At 40.5% G+C, this 19,598-nt stretch carries 12 protein-coding genes; 11 read left to right on the top strand and 1 reads right to left on the bottom strand.

Translation table 11 applies throughout. From position 1 onward, the window contains the following. Positions 1-100 precede the first annotated feature (100 nt). The 4 genes from ACFSKL_RS01865 to ACFSKL_RS01880 all read left to right on the top strand — a co-directional run bounded on the left by ACFSKL_RS01865 (position 101) and on the right by ACFSKL_RS01880 (position 5,053). Positions 101-1,492 carry an arginine decarboxylase gene (locus tag ACFSKL_RS01865; RefSeq protein ID WP_376882969.1) on the top strand — a complete coding sequence of 464 codons (1,392 nt, stop codon included), beginning with the start codon at positions 101-103 and terminating at the stop codon, positions 1,490-1,492. A 274-nt stretch (positions 1,493-1,766) separates the two neighbouring features. Next, a complete protein-coding gene (locus ACFSKL_RS01870; RefSeq protein ID WP_376882971.1) occupies positions 1,767-3,734 on the top strand; it encodes a hypothetical protein in 1,968 nt (655 codons plus the stop codon). After that, a complete protein-coding gene (locus ACFSKL_RS01875; RefSeq protein WP_376882973.1) occupies positions 3,731-4,573 on the top strand; it encodes a DUF2490 domain-containing protein in 843 nt (280 codons plus the stop codon). The genes ACFSKL_RS01870 and ACFSKL_RS01875 overlap by 4 nt, the downstream gene beginning before the upstream one ends. Positions 4,574-4,585: 12 nt before the next feature. Continuing rightward, positions 4,586-5,053, top strand: a complete 468-nt coding sequence (locus tag ACFSKL_RS01880; protein WP_376882975.1) for a hypothetical protein — start codon at positions 4,586-4,588, stop codon at positions 5,051-5,053. A 2-nt stretch (positions 5,054-5,055) separates the two neighbouring features. Here the strand turns inward: ACFSKL_RS01880 and ACFSKL_RS01885 are convergent, their stop codons facing one another. Further along, positions 5,056-6,156 (bottom strand): alanine racemase, encoded by a 1,101-nt coding sequence (locus ACFSKL_RS01885; RefSeq protein ID WP_376882977.1) that lies wholly within the window; start codon positions 6,154-6,156, stop codon positions 5,056-5,058. Positions 6,157-6,250: 94 nt separating this feature from the next. Between ACFSKL_RS01885 and ACFSKL_RS01890 the strand changes: the two genes are divergently transcribed. The 7 genes from ACFSKL_RS01890 (at position 6,251) to ACFSKL_RS01920 (ending at position 19,514) form a co-directional block, all read left to right on the top strand. Next, entirely contained in the window at positions 6,251-9,025 is a 2,775-nt protein-coding gene (locus ACFSKL_RS01890) for a hybrid sensor histidine kinase/response regulator transcription factor (protein ID WP_376882979.1), read from the top strand. A 197-nt stretch (positions 9,026-9,222) separates the two neighbouring features. Next, positions 9,223-9,675 carry a hypothetical protein gene (locus ACFSKL_RS01895; RefSeq protein WP_376882981.1) on the top strand — a complete coding sequence of 151 codons (453 nt, stop codon included), beginning with the start codon at positions 9,223-9,225 and terminating at the stop codon, positions 9,673-9,675. Between the two features lie 30 nt (positions 9,676-9,705). After that, entirely contained in the window at positions 9,706-12,855 is a 3,150-nt protein-coding gene (locus tag ACFSKL_RS01900) for a SusC/RagA family TonB-linked outer membrane protein (RefSeq protein WP_376882984.1), read from the top strand. A 12-nt stretch (positions 12,856-12,867) separates the two neighbouring features. After that, a complete protein-coding gene (locus ACFSKL_RS01905) occupies positions 12,868-14,607 on the top strand; it encodes a RagB/SusD family nutrient uptake outer membrane protein (RefSeq protein ID WP_376882986.1) in 1,740 nt (579 codons plus the stop codon). A gap of 321 nt (positions 14,608-14,928) precedes the next feature. Continuing rightward, positions 14,929-16,434 carry a glycoside hydrolase family 32 protein gene (locus ACFSKL_RS01910; protein ID WP_376882988.1) on the top strand — a complete coding sequence of 502 codons (1,506 nt, stop codon included), beginning with the start codon at positions 14,929-14,931 and terminating at the stop codon, positions 16,432-16,434. 856 nt (positions 16,435-17,290) lie between these two features. Next, the gene (locus ACFSKL_RS01915) at positions 17,291-18,634 is read left to right on the top strand and encodes a sugar porter family MFS transporter (RefSeq protein WP_376882991.1); all 1,344 of its coding nucleotides are present in this window, start codon (positions 17,291-17,293) and stop codon (positions 18,632-18,634) included. Further along, positions 18,627-19,514 carry a carbohydrate kinase family protein gene (locus ACFSKL_RS01920; protein WP_376882994.1) on the top strand — a complete coding sequence of 296 codons (888 nt, stop codon included), beginning with the start codon at positions 18,627-18,629 and terminating at the stop codon, positions 19,512-19,514. Before ACFSKL_RS01915 ends, ACFSKL_RS01920 begins: the two co-directional genes overlap by 8 nt. Positions 19,515-19,598: the final 84 nt, after the last annotated feature.

Raw genomic sequence — 19,598 nt, forward strand, 5'->3', positions numbered from 1 at the left:
GGGGAAAGTCCAAAAGGATTTTCCCCTTTTTCATTATGAATTCCCAAGAATATAAGCAAATTTTGTATTCCTTAAAACCGACGAAATCTGAAATTCTGCGATGAACAAATACATTGATTTAATCCAACAGACTTTTGACTTCCCAACCAGGGAATTTAAAGTGGAAAACAACGAGTTGCATTTCAATGGTGTCAATCTGATGGAAATCATAGAGACTTACGGCACTCCTTTGAAGTTGACTTACTTGCCCAAGATTTCGGAGAACATCCAAAATGCAAAAACCTACTTTGGGAACGCAATAGAGACCCACGACTACAAAGGGAAATACACATATTGTTATTGTACAAAATCATCACATTTCAGCTTTGTTTTGAATGAAGCATTGAAAAACGACATCCATATCGAGACATCCTCGACTTTTGATATTCCATTGGTGAGGAGTCTGTACAAAGAAGGCAAGATTACCAAGGAGACATATATAGTTTGCAATGGTTTCAAAAGGGACCTTTACAAGCAGTATATCACAGAATTGTTGAATGACGGCTTTGTAAATTGCGTACCGGTACTTGATAACTTGACGGAGATAGATTATTACTTGGAGCATGTCAAAGTCCCTTTTCAGGTAGGAATTAGAATTGCTGCAGATGAAGAGCCAAAATTTGGGTTTTACACTTCCAGACTGGGGGTGAGGTACAATGATATCCTGAGCCTTTATGAAGATAAAATCAAAGATAATCCAAATGTTTCTTTGAAGATGCTTCACTTTTTCATCAATTCGGGAATCAGGGATACAGCCTATTATTGGTCGGAATTGACCCGCTTCATCCAAAAATATGTGGATTTGAAGAAAATCGCTCCAAGCCTTGACACCATGGATATTGGTGGTGGTTGGCCTATCAAAACGAATGTGTTTTTTGATTATGACTATCAGTACATGGCTGAGCAGATCATCAAAAACATCAAATGGATGTGTGCCAAAAACAATACTGTAGAACCTAATATTTTCACGGAATTCGGCAGCTATACAGTAGGGGAAAGTGGTGCAGTCTTGTATTCTATTCTAGACGAAAAGCTCCAAAATGACAAGGAACTTTGGTATATGATCGATGGGAGTTTTATCACCCAACTTCCAGATAGCTGGGGCTTGAACCAGAAATACATCATGTTGGCAGTGAACAACTGGGACGAAGAATACCATAATATCAACCTCGGTGGATTGACTTGTGACAGCATGGATTATTACAATTCGGAAGCGCACCAATTCAACATCTACCTTCCAAAACCTGACAATGGCAAAAAGCAATATATAGGGTTTTTCCATACAGGGGCGTATCAAGAATCTCTTGGAGGATATGGAGGGATTCAACATTGCCTAATCCCAGCACCAAAGCATGTGATCATCGATCGGGATACAGATGGAAGTGTGAAACACTGGCTCTTTGCTCCAGAGCAGACCAGTGAGAGCATGATGAAGACTCTAGGGTATAAATAAAAAGGAGGGGAAACCCTCTTTTTTTGTGTATGCAATCAATTATAAAAAGAGGAAATTATTTGGTTCAAAAGGGCTTTGGTTAAGTAATAATATTTGATGTTTCCATGATTTTACGGAATAATATTTTATTGATTTGGGATGTGAATTTTACCGTCTATTTGCAGAAAACCAAACAAAGGTCATATTTTTTGCCATTTCGGCGTAATTTTTGGACTTTTACATTTTGAAATAGGGGAAGAAAACAATAACATTATCAATTTGTTAAATTCTAAATATGAGAAATTTTCAAGGATTAATTTATATATCATTTGTTTTACTGCTGGTTTTTCCGAAACAGCTTATAGCCCAAAATGAATACAAAGGAGAGTATAAATACAACAATATTACAGGAGAAGCTACTTTTCAGTTGGTAGAAGGCCAGGAAGGGGCGGTTTTGAAGCAGGGGGAATTTTCGTTTATGAGAAGTGAAAAAGATTCTGAAGACAAAACGAGATTTTTGAAGACGGTCATCCAAGGTTATTATGAAGGGGACAAAAAATCAGGCCAGTGGGAGTATTTGGATGAAAACCATCAGGTTGAATTGAAGGATGTGATTGATTTCAAGATAATTTCAGATCTGACAAGTAGCCAAATCAAGCTTAAGGCGAACTATGTCAACGGAATACCAAATGGGAGGTGGGTTTTTGAAGAAAATGAGTTTTCGGGAGGAAGCCTGAAAAAAAAGGCACAAGCAGAAGAGTTTTTGTTCAACAATGGGGATATCCAAGGGAAATTTCAGTTTAAATCATTTGTTGGGAACTACACACACTTCATCCGAGGAGAACTCAATGATAAAGGTGTGATGCATGGAGAGTGGACTTTGGTTTATCAGGATGCAGACAAACTAATTAGCGAAGTAAGGAATTATGAAAATGGGTTCTTACTGGGCCTGGTCAAAAGAGACTTGAATGATGATGAGATTATAGATGAAGTTGTGTTTTTCGAAACGATTGCACGGTTGAAGAAAATCAATTCTGGGGATAACGAAGGCTACAGGATAGCTGACCAAAGCTTTGGGATACTCTTCAATGATGGTTTTTTATCCAATTCTAAACAATATCAGGCCCAAAAGGCTGGGAATAATTTTATTTCTGATTTTTTGGTCAAAATCTTGCGTTACGACCAAAAATTTGTCAACCAAGACGATTCTTTGATAGAATATCCCATACATACCAAGAAGTTTGTATTTGAACTGAGTAGGGCTCAGCAGAAGCTTGTGGAGGATATCCCAGGGAAATTTGATGAAATCCTAAAGATCAACGAGGATTACAAAGAAATGAATGTTTTAAAGCTTAATAGACAAAGGTCCGATTCCTTATCTTCGGCATTTGCCTTTTTTGAATTTCAGTTTGAAAAACTCAGTAAATCCAAAGAATTGATAGAAAAGCTTAGGTCAAAAGAAATTCAGTACTATGATTTGGGGCAGATGGTGAGCGAGGGGATGGATTTTATTACGGACAAAGATGAAATCAAATATTCCTTTCAGGATGAAGATAAGGTGTTGGAGTTGGAGTATAATGTGAAGGATTTTGGGAAGGAGTTTTTTGTTGCCCTTGAAGATTATCTGAACCAGACGAAGGCAAAGACCATGACGGTCAAAAAGTATGCAGATAAGCAGTTGAATAGGATCAAAGAGGACTCGGATTTGATTGTGTTGGAAGAAGATATCCAGACTAAGAAAGAAGGATTGGATACTTTGTATTCTGATACCGCAGAGCTTGACGCTTTGTCAAGGTCGATGATATCTAATATCAAGAAGAATATTTTGGAAGGACAGTTTGGAAGAATCAATGAAAGATATGCCCAAGCGGAAAAGTATTCAACCAAGAAAGAGGAGGCAGATAGGTTGTTGGATTTGACAGAGGAATTGGAAACCCAATATGAAACACTCACAAATATCTCCGGAAATTGGGAAATTCTTGATGAATATTACATGGAAGAGGTTTTTAACCCATTCTTCAATGAAAGATATAATCAACGATTCAAAGAAAGGTTGTTTGAAAGTGCCGAGAAGCTTTTTGAATTTTATACAAAAAGCATCATTGAGGAAACAAATTATGCTGAAATCAAAAATTGGACTAAGAAAATAGAATCATTGATCAGGAAAATGTCTGATCTGAGAAATGAGGATACAAGAAGTTTGGAAAGAAGGCTCAACAGAAGATCTTCAATTGATAAAATTGAATCTGATTTAGGTTTATGAAAATGATTATGCAGACGAGTATGTTGAGTAAGTCAATAAAATTAAGTGTAGTATTTATTCTCTTGTTTTTAAGTATAAATGTTGCAAATAGTCAGAATGTAGTTATCCCAGATGAAAAAATCGGCTTGCCTGCCACTACTGAGAATTGGAATGGTTTGTATCTCAAGCTTAGATTCTCAGATAAATGGTGGTGGTACCAAGAGAATCATTACAGGAGAAGATCTAGCGCTGACAATAGACACGATTTCGTAGGAAGAATGAGTCAACTGTACAATAGGTTTGGTATGACTTATATGTTTACCGATTATTTTGAAGTGACTTTTGGTCCTACATTGGTTTGGAATTTTGCCCCGGAAAGAGGGAATCCTGAGTATGTAGATTCTGTTTTGGAGCCGAGGTTTTGGCATCAGTGGTTGTTGACCCAGTCTGTTGGGCCAGTGAAAGTACTCCACCAGTTCCGTTTTGAGCATAGGTTCAAAAGGAGTAACAACGTAGGTTCAGAGTTTAATTATACAGATCGTTGGAGGTACAAGATCACTGCATATGTGCCTTTGAATAAGCCAAGGATGGAAAACAAAACATTTTTCATTGCTCCATCCAATGAGTTTTTCTTCGAAACAGGGAAAGAAGTTTGGAATATTTTTGAAGAGAACAGGATATATACAGCTATAGGTTATACCTACAATAACTACATGTTTTTTGGGGGGCATATGTGGACTTATGGTCCAACAGCCATGCCTGCGACTTATAGAAATCGACATATTATCAGGCTCAATGTCATGTACACTTTTGATTTTAGGGGAAAAAGAAAACCACTTACCCGAGATTTTGCATTTTAATTAAAATAGATAATGAGAAGTTTCTTAGTTGTAACAATATTGTTCTTGGTAATTCAATCAGCTTCGGCGCAGTATAAGAATCAATATAGGGCCATTCACGCTTATGAAATGGCTTATGATAAACCCTTCTTCGGGTTGAATTTCACCGGTGAATATTTTCCTTTGAATTATTTTTCAGTAGTTCCATCATTCACTTTTTTCGTGCCAGCTACAGGAAATGCAAGAGGCTTTGATATCAACGCAAGGTATTATTTGACAGAAAAGGAAAAACAATGGTATGTGACCGCAGGCTATGGGTTTTATAGAAGGGTCTTTGAATTTAATCCCCAAGGAAGATTTGACTATAATTCGATGAACCTCGGTGCTGGAGGAATGATTAAAATTTCCGATGAATTGGGAATTAATCCCGAGGTTAGGTTTCAGGCTTTTGGAAGAAATAGTACCGTATTTAAGCTTGGGATAGTCTACTTTATCAATTAAATTCAATTCCCCTCAGCATGGTCAACCCACTGCCCATCTAAACTGAGGTAAGATTTCATACAATCAGCTGTCATACAGCTATGCACAGGTAGGATTCCCAATAGGTCTCCTACCTTTGTTTTTTCAATCAATTCATCAGAAGCTTGGATGATGCCATGCTCTTGCGAAATGCTTTTGACATAGGAATGTTCAGATAGAAATATCCATCCTTGATCATTCAAAAGCACAATTTCCCCAAAATTCCTGCTTCCATCTGGCTCATTCAATACATCCTTGGATAAATGAACGCCTCCTGCGTGGACTAATATGGTTTTCTTCTCTTTATTGATATCCACCACCGGTGCTGCCAATGCCACGGCTATGTCCTTTTTTTGACAGCTTCCGATTCTTTCCTGAGTCAAATCATAAAACACAAAATTCCCTGGTCCCATTTCGTCGATATCGCCAAAGTCATCCATTGTAGAGCAGCCGGGTGTATCTCCCAATCGTGTTACCAAATTTGGGTACTCTGTCCTGTATTTGTTTTTGAGCATATTCAAGGCTAAGCGTGTCTCTTCGTATATTTTTGGAATGTCTTTTTCATAGTAAGTATGTCCAGCATGAATATAGAATCCTTTGAAAACCAATGTGCTGCTTTCCTTCGCCTTTCTGAGAATTGCTTCTATTGTTCCAAAATCACTCACTTCCACACCTGTTCGTCCATAACCTGCATCGATTTCAATAAAAAAACCAACTTCATTTTTGAGTGAATTGCAAAGAATTTCAGTTACCTCGGCATTTACCAATTGCACGGAAATTCTGGTTTTGCTTGCCAATTGATCAAGCGTATTGGCCTCCAAAGGATTGAAAGGAAATGCGATATGGATATTGTCCCAACTGTCACCTGAAAAGTAATTTGCCATTTTGATGGATGAAACAGTAATTTCTTTGATCCCATATTCTCTTGCCCATTTTCCAATCTCCTTGGATTGCCCGGTTTTGAAATGCGGGATAAGTTTCATTCCGTGTTTCTGGGCTTTTCTTGACATCCTTTCCAGATTGTTTCTGCAAATTGATTCGTCGATCAATAGGGTAGGTGAGGAGATTTTAGAAAGGTAAGACATGTTTCAGATAAGTTATATAGGCTAAAGTAATCAATTTTATAGTGGGCTGAAAACTCATGTTCTTGAATTGGGAAAAACTTTTCTATCTTTAAATATGCATCCTAATATTGCCAGAATGACCTCAGTTTTCAGATCAACACTTACATATATTCTATTATTGTTCCTTTTGATAGCTTGTGAACCCAAAGAAGAGAAAAAGTTTGTGATTGGTTTTTCCCAGTGTGTGAGCAATGATGCTTGGAGGCAGGCCATGCATGAAGAGATGTACAGGGAGCTTTCTTTTTATCCAACGCTCCAACTTGAAATCAAAGATGCCAAAGGCAATAGTGAAACCCAGATAGAAAACATCAGGGAGTTTCAGAAAATGGGTGTGGATTTATTGATCGTTTCACCCAATGAATCCGAGCCTATTACCGGGATTGTGGAGGAAGTGTTTCGATCCGGGATTCCTGTGATAGTCATCGACAGAAAGATAAACTCCAACCAATACTCTGCTTACATCGGTGGGGATAATTATGAAATTGGGCAGACCGTGGGGCAATACATCAAAAACACGTATCCCGGGTATTCTGATATTCTGGAAATTTGGGGGCTTCGGGGAAGTTCACCGGCAAAAGACAGGCATCAAGGTCTTCAGCAGGCATTGGAGGGGACAGATTTCGAGTTCAAATATCAGATTGAGGGCGAATGGGAAAGGGAAGTAGCTAAGGAAAGGTTCAGGAAGTTCTTGACAGATAACAGGGATGCCTCCTTTGATTTGATATTTTGCCACAATGACGTCATGGCGATCTCGGCAGGTGAATTATGCAAGGAATTTGGCATTGAAAATGTCAAAATCATTGGGATAGATGCGCTTCCAGGCCCCAGGGCAGGACTCCAAGCAGTGAGTGATGGGATTTTGGATGCAACTTTTTTCTATCCTACAGGTGGAGACAAAGCGATAGAGACCGCCTGGAGGATATTGTCCAATGAAAATTATGAAAAAGAAAACCTCCTGCAAACTGCAGCTGTGGATTTTTCCAATGTCAGGATCATGAAGCAACAGACTGATCGCATCATCAATCAGCAGGCTAATATTTCCAGGCAAACAGAAATGATCGCTTCCCAAATAGAGATTTACCAGAGTCAAAGAGGTCTTTTGATTGTGTTTGGGATTACGCTTTTTGTGGCAATTGGATCCTTGGTGTATGTTTTCAAGTCACTGAAAGATAAGCAAGTGATCAATGAGGAGTTGAAGAAAAAGAATGGTGAAATCCTCAGCCAACAAGAGCAAATCATCGAGTATTCCCAAAAAGCAGAACAGGCGACACAGCATAAACTGGAATTTTTTACAAACGTCTCCCATGAATTCCGAACCCCCCTTACTTTGATCCAGGGACCGGTTGAGGAAATGTTGAATTCCAAGGATATTCCCCAATATAAGGATGACCTTTTATTGATCAGAAAAAACACTTACAGACTTTTGCGTTTGGTGAATCAATTGATGGATTTTAGAAAGATTGACCATGGACATATGGGGGTGAAAGTTTCTGAGTTGGCTTTGGTGCCTTTTTTTGAAGAAATCATGTCCGTATTTACCAAAACAGCCAATACCAATCACATCAGATTCAAATTGTTGTGCGAGGAGCCTGGCCTGAAGCTGTGGTTTGACCCTGTGATGATGGATAAGGTTGTTTTTAACCTTCTATCCAACTCCTTCAAATTTACACCTTCCAAGGGCTTTATTTACATCAGGATCTTTCAGGATATCCTCAAGCATGAAGTTGTCATCCAAGTGGAAGACAATGGAGAAGGAATGGACCAGGAAGAAATCCTTCATGTATTTGACAGGTTTTATCAAGGGAATTCGGGTATCCGAAAAGTAGGTACGGGACTGGGCTTGGCTTTGGCGAAGGAATTGGTGGAAGCCCAACACGGACAGATCAATGTGAGGAGTAGGTTGGGGGAGAGTACTGTTTTTGAGATCAGGATGAAGATGGGAAATGCCCATTTTGGAAAAGATGAATTCTTGGCAACTGACTATAGGGGCTTGATCCTGGATCATGAGAGTTATGTGTCTGAATTTTTGGAGAAAAACAGTTCCAAGGAGACTCCCCAGTCCGAAAAGACCATCCTTGTGATCGAGGATGATGCCGACATCCGTGAATATTTGCGAAAAGGTCTTTCTGGAAGGTACCAAATCTTGGAAGCACAAGATGTGGAAACTGCCTTTTCCAAAGCTACCGATATGGTTCCTGACCTCATTACTTGCGACTTGATGATCAAAAATGAAAATGGGCTTGACTTGATTTCCAGATTAAAAAAAGATCCAAGGACGGCTTCCATTCCTGTGATAGTGATTTCGGCAAAAAGTTCCCAGGAAGACTTGTTGGAAGGGATCAAGTCCGGGGTGGAAGATTATATGACCAAGCCATTCAGTATGACTGTGCTTTTGGAGAGAATCAATGCGATTTTGCTCAACAGGTCTAAAATCGAACAGCATTTTCTTCATGCTTTGCCTGTCAGCGAAAACAAAGCCGTGGATGGTAAACCAGAAAAATCGGATAAGAAATTTATCAATTCCTTTAATTCCGTTATTGAAAAGCATCTATCCAATCCCGATTTTGGAGTAAATGATATTTGCATGGAGTTGGGACTCTCTAGGGGGCAGCTGTATAGAAAAGTGAAATCAGCCTTGGGCTATTCAGTCAATGACTACATCAATAAGGTAAGGCTTAAGAAAGCAAAATTTTTGTTGGGAAATAAAGAACATAGCATCGCTGAGATTGCATTCCAGACTGGATTTAAAACCGCAGCTTATTTTTCAACTGTATTCAAAAATACATATGATCTGACTCCAAGTGAATTTAGGGAGAAGCTTTTGGAGTAAAGTAGAATAGATTTGAAAGTATGGAACAATATTGAAAGTTTATTTTTTGGGATATTTTTCAGGAAATCGTTTGAAAAGACTCTATGGGATGGTTTTACATTCGGTTTATTGTAATGGTACAAAATTGAAAATCTTAGGAACGCCTTTGTAAAAATTGATTTTGCAAGGACGCTACATTGGTGTCAACATTAGACCCAATGAAAACAAAATCAATATATTTTGCTGTGTTAGCTGCTTTGTGCGGATTATTATTCGGATACGAGACTAATGCCATGCCCGAAGCAGAGTTTCCTCTCAAAGCTATCTGGATTTATCCAGATTGGTTGCTTGGTTTTTTTATAGTTAGTGTATCCTTATGTGTATTCCATATAAGTGCTGCTTTTGGGAATGATTTCTACCGTTGGCTGGGCGTCAGTAATCTCCGTTATCCGAACTTGATCCCCGGATTATATTTCGTACCCACTATAGGTATTTCTTTGGCCAATGGCCATCATTTTTTCTCATTTATAATTCTCCAGCTTCTCCTTGTCTTGTCGATCATACCGAAGCTCCGATTCATTTCTTCAGAGAAAATACATGCAATCTTAATTTCGAATAACCCTCAACCTATTAATAAACCATCTGCCGGAGTGATTCCGGCAGATACCTAATCAAAACAACAACCAATAAACCCATAGTTTATGAAAAAACAACTATTACTGATTTTAATGACCTTTCTGTTGGCTGCACCTTTGGTGGCGCAGCAAGCTAAAGTGTCAGGAACAGTCACCGACAAAACAGTAGGTGACGGTATTCCCGGAGTTACAGTGTCTGTGAAAGGAACCTCCAAGGGAGTGATTACGGATATTGATGGAAGCTATAGTCTTGAGGCCGAACCTTCCGATGTTTTGGTTTTTTCCTTTGTAGGATACACTACCATCAATGAAACAGTGGGAAATCGCTCTATTATCAATGTAGAGCTTGAAGAGGATATTGCCGAACTGGAAGCAGTGATGGTGGTAGGATATTCTAGCCAAAGAAAGGCAGATGTGACAGGTTCGATCGTCTCTGTTGATTTGGGTCCTGTCCAAGGTCAGAGTATGAGTTCCGGTAATCCAATGCAGGCATTGCAAGGTAGGGTTCCGGGATTGTATGTAGAAAAATCAGGAGATCCATCAGGGGCAAGTTCCAGGGTGTTGATCAGGGGAGTTTCTACATTGGGAAACAATGACCCACTCTACGTCATAGATGGGGTGCCTACCAAACGGCCGGGCGTTTTTGCAAGTCTCAATCCAGAAGCTATTGAATCTATCCAAGTGTTGAAAGATGCTTCTGCGGCCTCTATCTATGGATCAAGGGCTGCCAATGGTGTGATCGTTGTGACTACCAAAAGCAGGGCAAAAGGAGGAGAGAGCTTGAGTGTTTCCATCAATTCCAATTTCTCAATCCAATCCGAAAAACAGCAACGATATAAAATGCTCAATGCTACCCAAAGGGGAGAGGTACTCTGGAGAGCGATGGTAAACGATGGGGCAGATCCCAATTCCGGTTATGGTGAAATTTACAACTTTGACTGGAATGGGGACTTCAATAACCCAGTGCTCAACAGTGTTTCAACCAGGCCGTTTGTCGGTGGTGATCCAAATATCCCAGCTGGGGATACAGATTGGCAGGATGCATTGTATCAACCAGGATATGTATTCAACAACGAAGTGTCCGTTTCTACCAACAATGAGAAATCCTCTTTGATGATAAATTTGGGACACTTGAAGAATACCGGGATTTTGAAACATACTGGATTTGAAAGGTACAGTGCAAGGATCAATGCGAATACCTATCTGTTTGAAGACAAGTTGAGGTTTGGGATCAATACACAATTTACAAACTCCAACGAAACGCCTGCAGCAAGAGATGTGGGAAATGCCCCTGTGCCAGGTTTGGCGATCACACTGGCACCAACTATCCCGGTGAGAGATGCCAATGGAGAGTTTGCAGGGCCGGTTGGAGCTGGATACTCAGATCGAAACAACCCCTTATTGATGCAGCATCTCAATAGATGGGACAATATCAGAAACAATAATTTCTATGGAAATGTATTTGCCGAATGGTCCATTATCGAAAACCTAACCTTCAAGACCAGTGCAGGTATAGATTACAATAATTACTTCAGAAGGGATATTGAGCCTACAGTTAGAAATGGTTTTATTACCCGGACAAATAATAGGTTGATCCATGATTCCAATGAATTTTCAAGTTTGGTGTTTTCAAATACCTTGAATTACAACCTTACGACAGGAAAGCATAGGTTTAGCTTTTTGGCAGGTGTAGAGTCTATCAAAGATGATTTTTCATCTACCGTTGCCATAGCTGATGGGTTTGCAGTGGAGACCAACGACTACTTTGTACTGGATGCGGCTACAGGTGCGCGAACCAATACAGGGAGAATGACTGGCAGCAGGCTATTGTCCCAATTTGGGAAAGTAGATTATGCGCTTTCTGATAAGTATTTAGCTTCTTTTACAATCCGTAGAGATGGTTCTTCGAGATTTGGGAGGAACAATCGCTATGGTGTCTTTCCGGCAGCGACCTTAGGTTGGAGATTGGGTGAAGAAGATTTTGTAAAGCAAATCAAAGAAATTTCTGACCTTAAATTCCGTGCGGGTTATGGGGTGGTTGGAAACCAAGAAATCGGTGATTTGGCTCGGTTTGGTTTGTACGAAGCTAGGTATGGTTCCAATCAGTCCCAGTTTATCCCCGGATTTTTTGAATTCTATTATAATGTTGGAACGGCTTATGACATTTCTGGGAACGGAACAGGAACATTGCCTTCTGGGTTTGTATCCATCCAAGCTGAAAATCCCGACTTAAAATGGGAGACTACCAAGGAACTGAATTTTGGCTTGGATTTCAGTTTGTTTGATTACGCGGTGGTTGGTTCATTCGATTATTATAGAAGAAATACCAGCGATATCTTGACTACACCTCCTATTGCATCTGTGATCGGTGAAGGTCAGCAAAGGGTCTTGAACGGAGCTTCCACTTCATCGCAAGGCTGGGAATTGATTTTAAGTTATAATAAGCAATTTGGAAATGGGCTCAATTTGACTGTCAATACCAACTTCGGGGCATTTAGGGACAAGATTACCGATTTGCCGGAAGAAGTCTGGGCGGCATTTCCGGGAACAGCCCAGAACTCGATCATAGGACAATCCCAATTTTCAATATTTGGATACAAGACAGACGGATTGTTTCAAAGTGCAGAAGATGTAGCCAATAGTCCTACGCAAGTGGGAGCAAGACCGGGAGGAATCAAATTTGTCGATATCAATGGAGACGGTGTGATTGATGCAGATGATAGGGATTTCATTGGGAACACCTTACCGTCTTTGGAATTTGGATTGGGGATTAACCTGAATTACAAAAACTTCGATTTTGCTTTGTTTGGTTCTGGAGTGACTGGGAGAATTGGGTTGGATCCATATATTTTCTGGAACAATTTTGTCCAAGGAAGGGAAAATGCCGGATTGGGTGTCTTAAATGCATGGACTCCACAGAATCCCACTTCTGATATTCCAGCACTTTCATTGGCTTTCAATGAAACCCTTACATCAGATTACCTATACAGAAACAACTCATATTTCAAACTCAGGAATTTGCAGTTTGGGTATTCGCTCCCCGAAACCCTCGTCAGCAGGGTTACAGGATTGGGTAGTGTCAGGATGTATCTCCAAGGCGAAAATCTCTTCTGGTTTACCCCGAAAAACTATATTGGATCAGATCCCGAGAGAACTGACGTAAATAGGATTCCGGTACCTGCAGTGTATTCAATGGGGCTAAATATCAACTTCTAATTGAAAACCATCATGAAAAATATATTTAAAAATCTATTCATATCAACCGTATTTTTGAGTTTGGTAGCATGTTCTGATTTTCTAGAATATGAGCCCAAGGGTGTCCTCTCAAGTGAAAATGTAAGTACCCCGTCCAATGCCGAGTCATTGGTGATCGCAGCATATGCAGGAATCGGAAATGATGAAATGATCGGTCCCCTGACCAGTATGTGGGTTTATGGAAGCGTGAGGTCCGATGATGCCTACAAAGGTGGTGGAGGAAGAAGCGATGTGGATGTGATCGACCGCTACGAGCAGTACAACCTGACCATACCGGATATGGGAGATCAAATGGCACCAAGAACCTGGACAAATTATTACAAAGCGATTTCAAGGGCAAATTTTGCATTGCGGGTGATCAATGATATACCGGAGGAAGATTATGCCGATAAGACAATCAGGCAAGCGGAATTAAAATTCCTGAGGGCACATTCCCACTTCATGTTGAAATTGCTCTTCAAAAAAATTCCAATCATTACCGAAGAATTGAGTCAGGAAGAAATCGCCCAAGTGACGAATGATGTCCCGAACGATGAACTTTGGGATCGCATCGCAGAAGATTTTCTCTTTGCCTACAATAACCTGCCACAGTCACAGGATGAAGTGGGTAGGGCAAATAAAAATGCAGCAGCAGCCTACTTGGCCAAGTTACGTTTGTATCAGGCCTATGAGCAGGATGAACAACACCAAGTGGTCAATATCAACAGAACGAGACTTGAAGAAGTAATCGCTTATGCCGATGAAGTCCAGGGATCTTTGGAACCTGATTTTGGGAACAATTATCTCCATGGATTTGACAACGGACCAGAATCAATCTGGGCAGTGCAATTTTCCATCAATGACGGTACGGTAGTCAGCAGGGTCAGTTATGTGACTGGACTGAATTCACCCCATGGCACAGACCTGTATGGATGTTGCGGGTTTCACCTTGCAAGCCAAAATATGGTAAACGCCTTCAAGACCAATTCCCAAGGATTGCCTGAACTTGACGGCTTCAATAGCCAAAGCATTTTCAATGTCATCGCTTCGGGAGGTGTGGCGCCATTGGCTGAGGGGCTGACCATTGATCCAAGACTGGATCATACTGTGGGAATACCTGGTAGGCCATTTAAATATAGAAATGACCTCAGAAGTTCCGGTGATATGGTTTACAACTTCTCTTGGGCAAGAGATCCCGGGGTTTATGGCTATTTTGGAAATATGAAAGAACAGCAAGCTCCAGATTGTAGCTGTTATGTCAAAGAAGGGCCTTTTATCGGGACATCCAAAAACATTGACTTCATCAGATATGCAGATGTCTTGTTGTTCAAGGCTGAAGCTTTGATCCAATTGGATAGATGGAATGAGGCATTGCCGATTATCAACCAAATTAGGGCTAGGGCAGCCCAAAGTACAGAAAGGCCTATTGCTGCCGGAGCAAGTGATATCTATAATGTTTCTACTTACGAATCATTCCCGAATAAGGAATTTGCGTGGAAAGCCCTGAAGTTTGAAAGAAGGTTGGAGTTTGCCATGGAAGGACACAGGTTTTTTGACTTGGTGAGATGGGGTGAAGCTGCGCAGGTACTGAATAGCTACTTGGATACCGAAAAGCAAAGAAGGGATTTTCTTTCCAATGCGAGGTTTACTGCGGGAAGGGATGAGTATTACCCTATTCCTCAGAGGGAAATTGATTTCACCCGAGGAGTCTACAAACAAAATCACGGATATTGAAATTAATTGTATTCCGCTTATGCCAAAGTTTGGCGTAAGCGGAATATTGTTGTTAATTTATTTTCCTAAACGTTATTTCGCCAATGAATTCTGTGAATTTTCTAATCCAAACAGACCTTAAGCTAATACTCGATATGATTCTGCTTCTTTGATAGAAATATCAATTTCTAGTATTGACGGTTGCATTAGGTCAATATCTGTGAATATCTAGTATCAAGTAATATCAAGTTTTAACAAAATGCAGGCATTATACCATTACTCGCAACATGCCACATATGCATAATATCTAAATCCAGATCAATAAATTCAATCATAACCATCATGAGAACGATCTTACCCAAAATTATATTTACCTGCCTAGCAATTATCTCTTTTTCATGCAATCAAAATGAGAAAGTGCAAGAAGTTGAAAATGAATATTATGGAGAGCCTTTTCGTTCCCAATACCACTTTACTCCAGCGTCCAATTGGATGAATGATCCAAATGGAATGGTCTATTTTGAAGGTGAGTATCATCTTTTCTATCAGCATCATCCCGATGGGAATACATGGGGACCTATGCACTGGGGACATGCGATTTCCGCAGATTTGGTTCATTGGGATCATCAGCCTATTGCAATTTTCCCAGATGAACATGGGACTATATTTTCAGGTTCCGCTGTAGCAGATGTCAACAATACATCAGGACTTGGTACTAAAGAAAACCCTCCTCTTGTAGCTATTTTCACTTATCATGACGCAGATGCAGAGAAGACTGGGGCGATTGATTTTCAAACCCAAGGGATTGCCTATAGCACTGATAAAGGGAGGACTTGGGAGAAATATGCTAAAAACCCAGTCTTGAAAAACCCAGGGATCAAAGATTTCAGAGATCCAAAGGTTGATTGGTACGAGAATGAAGATGGCAATGGTAAATGGGTGATGAGTCTTGCGGTCAAAGACAAAATCTCCTTTTACAGTTCCCCAAATCTAATCGAGTGGACATTTGAAAGTGATTTTGAGCCGGATTGGGCTGCCTATGGAGGTGTATGGGAATGCCCGGATTTGTTCAAGTTAAAAAATAATGATGGTGAGGAAAAATGGGTTTTATTTGTCAGCATCAATCCGGGTGGACCAAATGGAGGTTCTGCTACCCAGTACTTTGTTGGGGATTTTGATGGGGAAAATTTCACAGCGGAAGAGCAGGAAGTCAAGTGGTTGGATTACGGTACCGACAACTATGCAGGTGTCACTTGGTCGAATGTGCCCAAGGAGGATGGAAGAAGGTTGTTTATCGGTTGGATGAGCAATTGGGAGTATGCCAATATCGTTCCGACAGAAGTATGGCGCTCTGCCAAAACACTTCCAAGGTCCCTGGAACTTTTTCATTCCGGAGAAAAGCAATATATTGCCTCAAAACCAATAGAGGAAATCAAAAAGCTTAGGGTTGATTCGAAAGAAGTTGAAGGGGAATCTATTGATTTGAGTTCAGAATTGTTGGAAATCGAATTGGATATTGTTGGGGCTGATTTTGAATTTGAACTTTCAAATGCACAAGGGGAGCAAGTTATATTGAAGAAAGAGGGAAACAGTCTGAGTTTTGACAGAAGTCTATCGGGTAAGACAGATTTCAATAATGAATTTAAAAAACTCCATACCGCTCCTGATTTGGGACTGGATTTTCGAAGTTTAAGCGTGTTTGTGGACAAATCTTCCATTGAGTTCTTCTTCAATGGTGGGGAGTTGGTGTTGACTGAGATTATCTTCCCAGAAAACCCCTATACCCAATTGAAGACAAAAGGATTTGGTGAAGTGAAAAAAGTACATTCACTCAAGTCAATTTGGTAGGCTTGAGACGAGACGCAAGATACAAGATGAAAGAGGTAGAAGGTTCCTAACACAAGAAAAAAGAGGCAAGTAATGAGATAAAAACCACGAAGTGCCTGCCTGCTGCAGGCAGGGTTAAGCTTTGATTAACCCCGGGTTACGACCCGGGGAATAATGATGATATAGGAAACAACAACCCCGAAGTGGGTTGAACTCCTCTAATTTAAAGATAAAAGTGTCAAGTAAAATCAGGATGTGACAAAGAAACAAGAAAGAAGCGAGAGACGAGAAGCGAAAGACAGACGAAGCGAGACGTAAGTGTATTTTCTACAACTAAGTCACCTTGATCCCGAAAGCATTTGGGAGAGAGGTCTCGTCCCGAATATGGTCAAAGAAGCGGGGAAATGAAAAGTATGATATTTCAGTTCGAGATTTCTCTCTTCGTTCGAAATGACCACCAAGTCACCTCGACGGAAAGAGAGCTCTCTTTACTTGGATTAAGAAGTATTTAAGAGGAGCGGAAATAAGAGGAAAACAATAGAAAAAGAACCAACTATTTTCAAAAACAACAAACCAACCAAATATCCCATAACTTTAAAACTTTCCAACCTTAAAAACTTCCAACTATTTTACCCGCTAACCACTAATCCCTAATTTACTAATATGTATATACGCTACTTTGCCACAAGCCAAACAAAGTTTCTCCAACAACGGATTTTCATTACTGTTGACTGTCGTCCGTTGACAGTTGACGATTATCCGCAACATGATGGTTTGCTTACTTCATTACTGGCAAAGTAGCGGATAATCATATTTACTAATCTACTATTCAACCAATCCCTAATCTACCAACCCCCAATTAACCAACCCCCAACCTATGCAAAGCAAAAATTATGTTCTTTTTTTATCCATCACAGCTGCGCTGGGTGGATTTTTATTTGGATTCGATACAGCGGTGATTTCCGGAGCAGAGCGGGATATCCAGAATCTTTGGCAATTGAGCGACTTGAAGCATGGCTTGGCTGTGGCGATAGCCTTGTACGGAACAGTGATCGGGGCATTGTTTGGAGGAATACCAGCGGATAAATTTGGCAGGAAAGCCTCATTGCTGTGGATAGGTTTGTTCTATTTGGTGTCGGCACTAGGCTCTGCTTTGGCAACTGACGTAAATACCTTTATGTTCTTCAGGTTTTTGGGAGGCTTGGGTGTAGGGGCTTCTTCTGTGGTAGCACCTATGTATATCTCGGAGATCGCACCTGCAGCAAGACGGGGGCAGTTGGTGGCATTGTACCAATTCAATATCGTCTTCGGGATATTGATGGCTTATTTTTCCAATTATCTGATCGGGACAGCCAACCTGAATGAAGCTTGGCGATGGATGATGGGTGTGGAGGCGATTCCTGCATTGATATATTCCGTTCTGATCATCAAAGTGCCCAAAAGCCCAAGATGGCTGATAGCAAAGAAGAATGCTTATGAAGAAGCAAGAGTAATTTTGACAAAAACAGATCCAGAAGGAGTGGATGAAGCGATTGCATTGGCGATAGCAGAAACCAAGGAGATCAGGGGAAAAGCCACAGTGGGGATGCTTTTCAATTCCAAGTTTAGGAAAATAAGCTTTATGGCGATTTTGATGGCTTTTTTCAATCAAGTATCGGGGATCAATGCCATCATCTATTTTGCACCGAGGATTTTCGAATCTGCCGGGATAGCCACAGAAACCGCACTGATATCAACCATAGGAATTGGAGCCATCAATTTGGTGGCAACCATGCTTGGGCTTTATTTGATTGATAAATTGGGCAGAAAAATGCTGATGTATATCGGTTCAGTAGGCTATATAATTTCCCTTTCCCTGATGGCTTATAGTTATTTCGGTGGAGCCATCGATAGTAGTTTATTGCCATATTTTGTATTTGCCTTTATTGCTTCACATGCGATAGGTCAGGGATCGGTGATATGGGTATTTATTTCAGAAATTTTCCCCAACGAACTTCGGGCTTTTGGGCAGTCCATGGGTTCATTTACACATTGGATTCTGGCAGCGGTGATTGCCAATGTTTTTCCTTTGGTAGCCAATCGTTATGGTGCTGGGAATATTTTTGCTTTTTTTGCAGTGATGATGCTGCTCCAATTGATTTGGGTAGCCATCAAAATGCCGGAAACCAAAGGCAGATCATTAGAAGAAATTCAGAAAGACTTACAGAAAAATCATGACTAAGAAAATTGTTTGTTTTGGAGAAATGTTGTGGGATTGCTTCCCAGATGGTGAAGTGGCAGGTGGAGCTCCGATGAATGTAGCACTGAATCTCAAGCAGCTGGGATTGGATGTGGAGATGATTTCCCGTTTGGGAAATGATGCTTATGGAGAAAAGCTCAAGGATTTTTTGAGGACTTATGACTTGCCATTGCAGCTTGTACAGGAAGATTCGGAGCATCCTACCGGAAAAGTTTTGGTGGATAATTCAGACAAGGAAAATATCAAATATGAAATCGTAGAGCCTTCTGCCTGGGATTTTATAGCATTGACAGAAGCCAACCAAAAGAGCGTAGAGCAGGCAGATGCTTTGATATTTGGGAGTTTGGGTGTGAGGCATGAAGTGTCATGGAAGACCCTTTACCACTTGGTACATCAACCAGTGCTTACAGTTTTTGATATCAATCTGCGTGCCCCTTATATTGATTTTTACAAAATCGACAGTTTGTTGGGCTATACGGATATTTTGAAGATCAATGAAGACGAACTTGAGATTTTGGCTGACTTCTTTGAATTGAAGCGTAGGGGGGAATCATTGGCAAAGGATCTTTGCGATTTTCTGGTAGAAGAATATCCCATAGAGACGATCTGCATCACCCATGGAAGTAAAGGGGCGATGGTTTATAAAGAAGGTAGATTAGTCCATCATCCAGGCTACAAAGTCCAAGTGGAAGATACGGTAGGGGCTGGGGATGCCTTTTTGAGCGGTTTTGTGAAAAAGTACTTGGAAGGAAAGCGCATAGAAGATACCCTGGATTTCGCCAGCAAGCTAGGTGCTTACGTCGCCACCCAAAAAGGAGGAACTCCGAAGTACAATTTGGAGGATATAAAGAAAGTGGGGTAGAAGTTTAGGGAGATGCTTCTAGGAATTGAAAGCCATGCATATTTCTTTTCTGATGATAAAATATCGAACCCTGAATTTCTTGAC

The sequence above is a fragment of the Belliella marina genome, assembly GCF_042682445.1.
GTDB lineage: Bacteria > Bacteroidota > Bacteroidia > Cytophagales > Cyclobacteriaceae > Belliella > Belliella marina.

Excerpts from the sequence above, each read along its gene's own strand:
- ACFSKL_RS01900 (WP_376882984.1), top strand. The coding sequence starts at position 9,706 with ATGAAAAAACAACTATTACTGATTTTAATGACCTTTCTGTTGGCTGCA.
- ACFSKL_RS01880 (WP_376882975.1), top strand. The coding sequence starts at position 4,586 with ATGAGAAGTTTCTTAGTTGTAACAATATTGTTCTTGGTAATTCAATCA.
- ACFSKL_RS01865 (WP_376882969.1), top strand. The coding sequence starts at position 101 with ATGAACAAATACATTGATTTAATCCAACAGACTTTTGACTTCCCAACC.
- ACFSKL_RS01870 (WP_376882971.1), top strand. The coding sequence starts at position 1,767 with ATGAGAAATTTTCAAGGATTAATTTATATATCATTTGTTTTACTGCTG.
- ACFSKL_RS01890 (WP_376882979.1), top strand. The coding sequence starts at position 6,251 with ATGCATCCTAATATTGCCAGAATGACCTCAGTTTTCAGATCAACACTT.
- ACFSKL_RS01885 (WP_376882977.1), bottom strand. The coding sequence starts at position 6,156 with ATGTCTTACCTTTCTAAAATCTCCTCACCTACCCTATTGATCGACGAA.
- ACFSKL_RS01875 (WP_376882973.1), top strand. The coding sequence starts at position 3,731 with ATGAAAATGATTATGCAGACGAGTATGTTGAGTAAGTCAATAAAATTA.
- ACFSKL_RS01905 (WP_376882986.1), top strand. The coding sequence starts at position 12,868 with ATGAAAAATATATTTAAAAATCTATTCATATCAACCGTATTTTTGAGT.
- ACFSKL_RS01895 (WP_376882981.1), top strand. The coding sequence starts at position 9,223 with ATGAAAACAAAATCAATATATTTTGCTGTGTTAGCTGCTTTGTGCGGA.
- ACFSKL_RS01915 (WP_376882991.1), top strand. The coding sequence starts at position 17,291 with ATGCAAAGCAAAAATTATGTTCTTTTTTTATCCATCACAGCTGCGCTG.
- ACFSKL_RS01920 (WP_376882994.1), top strand. The coding sequence starts at position 18,627 with ATGACTAAGAAAATTGTTTGTTTTGGAGAAATGTTGTGGGATTGCTTC.
- ACFSKL_RS01910 (WP_376882988.1), top strand. The coding sequence starts at position 14,929 with ATGAGAACGATCTTACCCAAAATTATATTTACCTGCCTAGCAATTATC.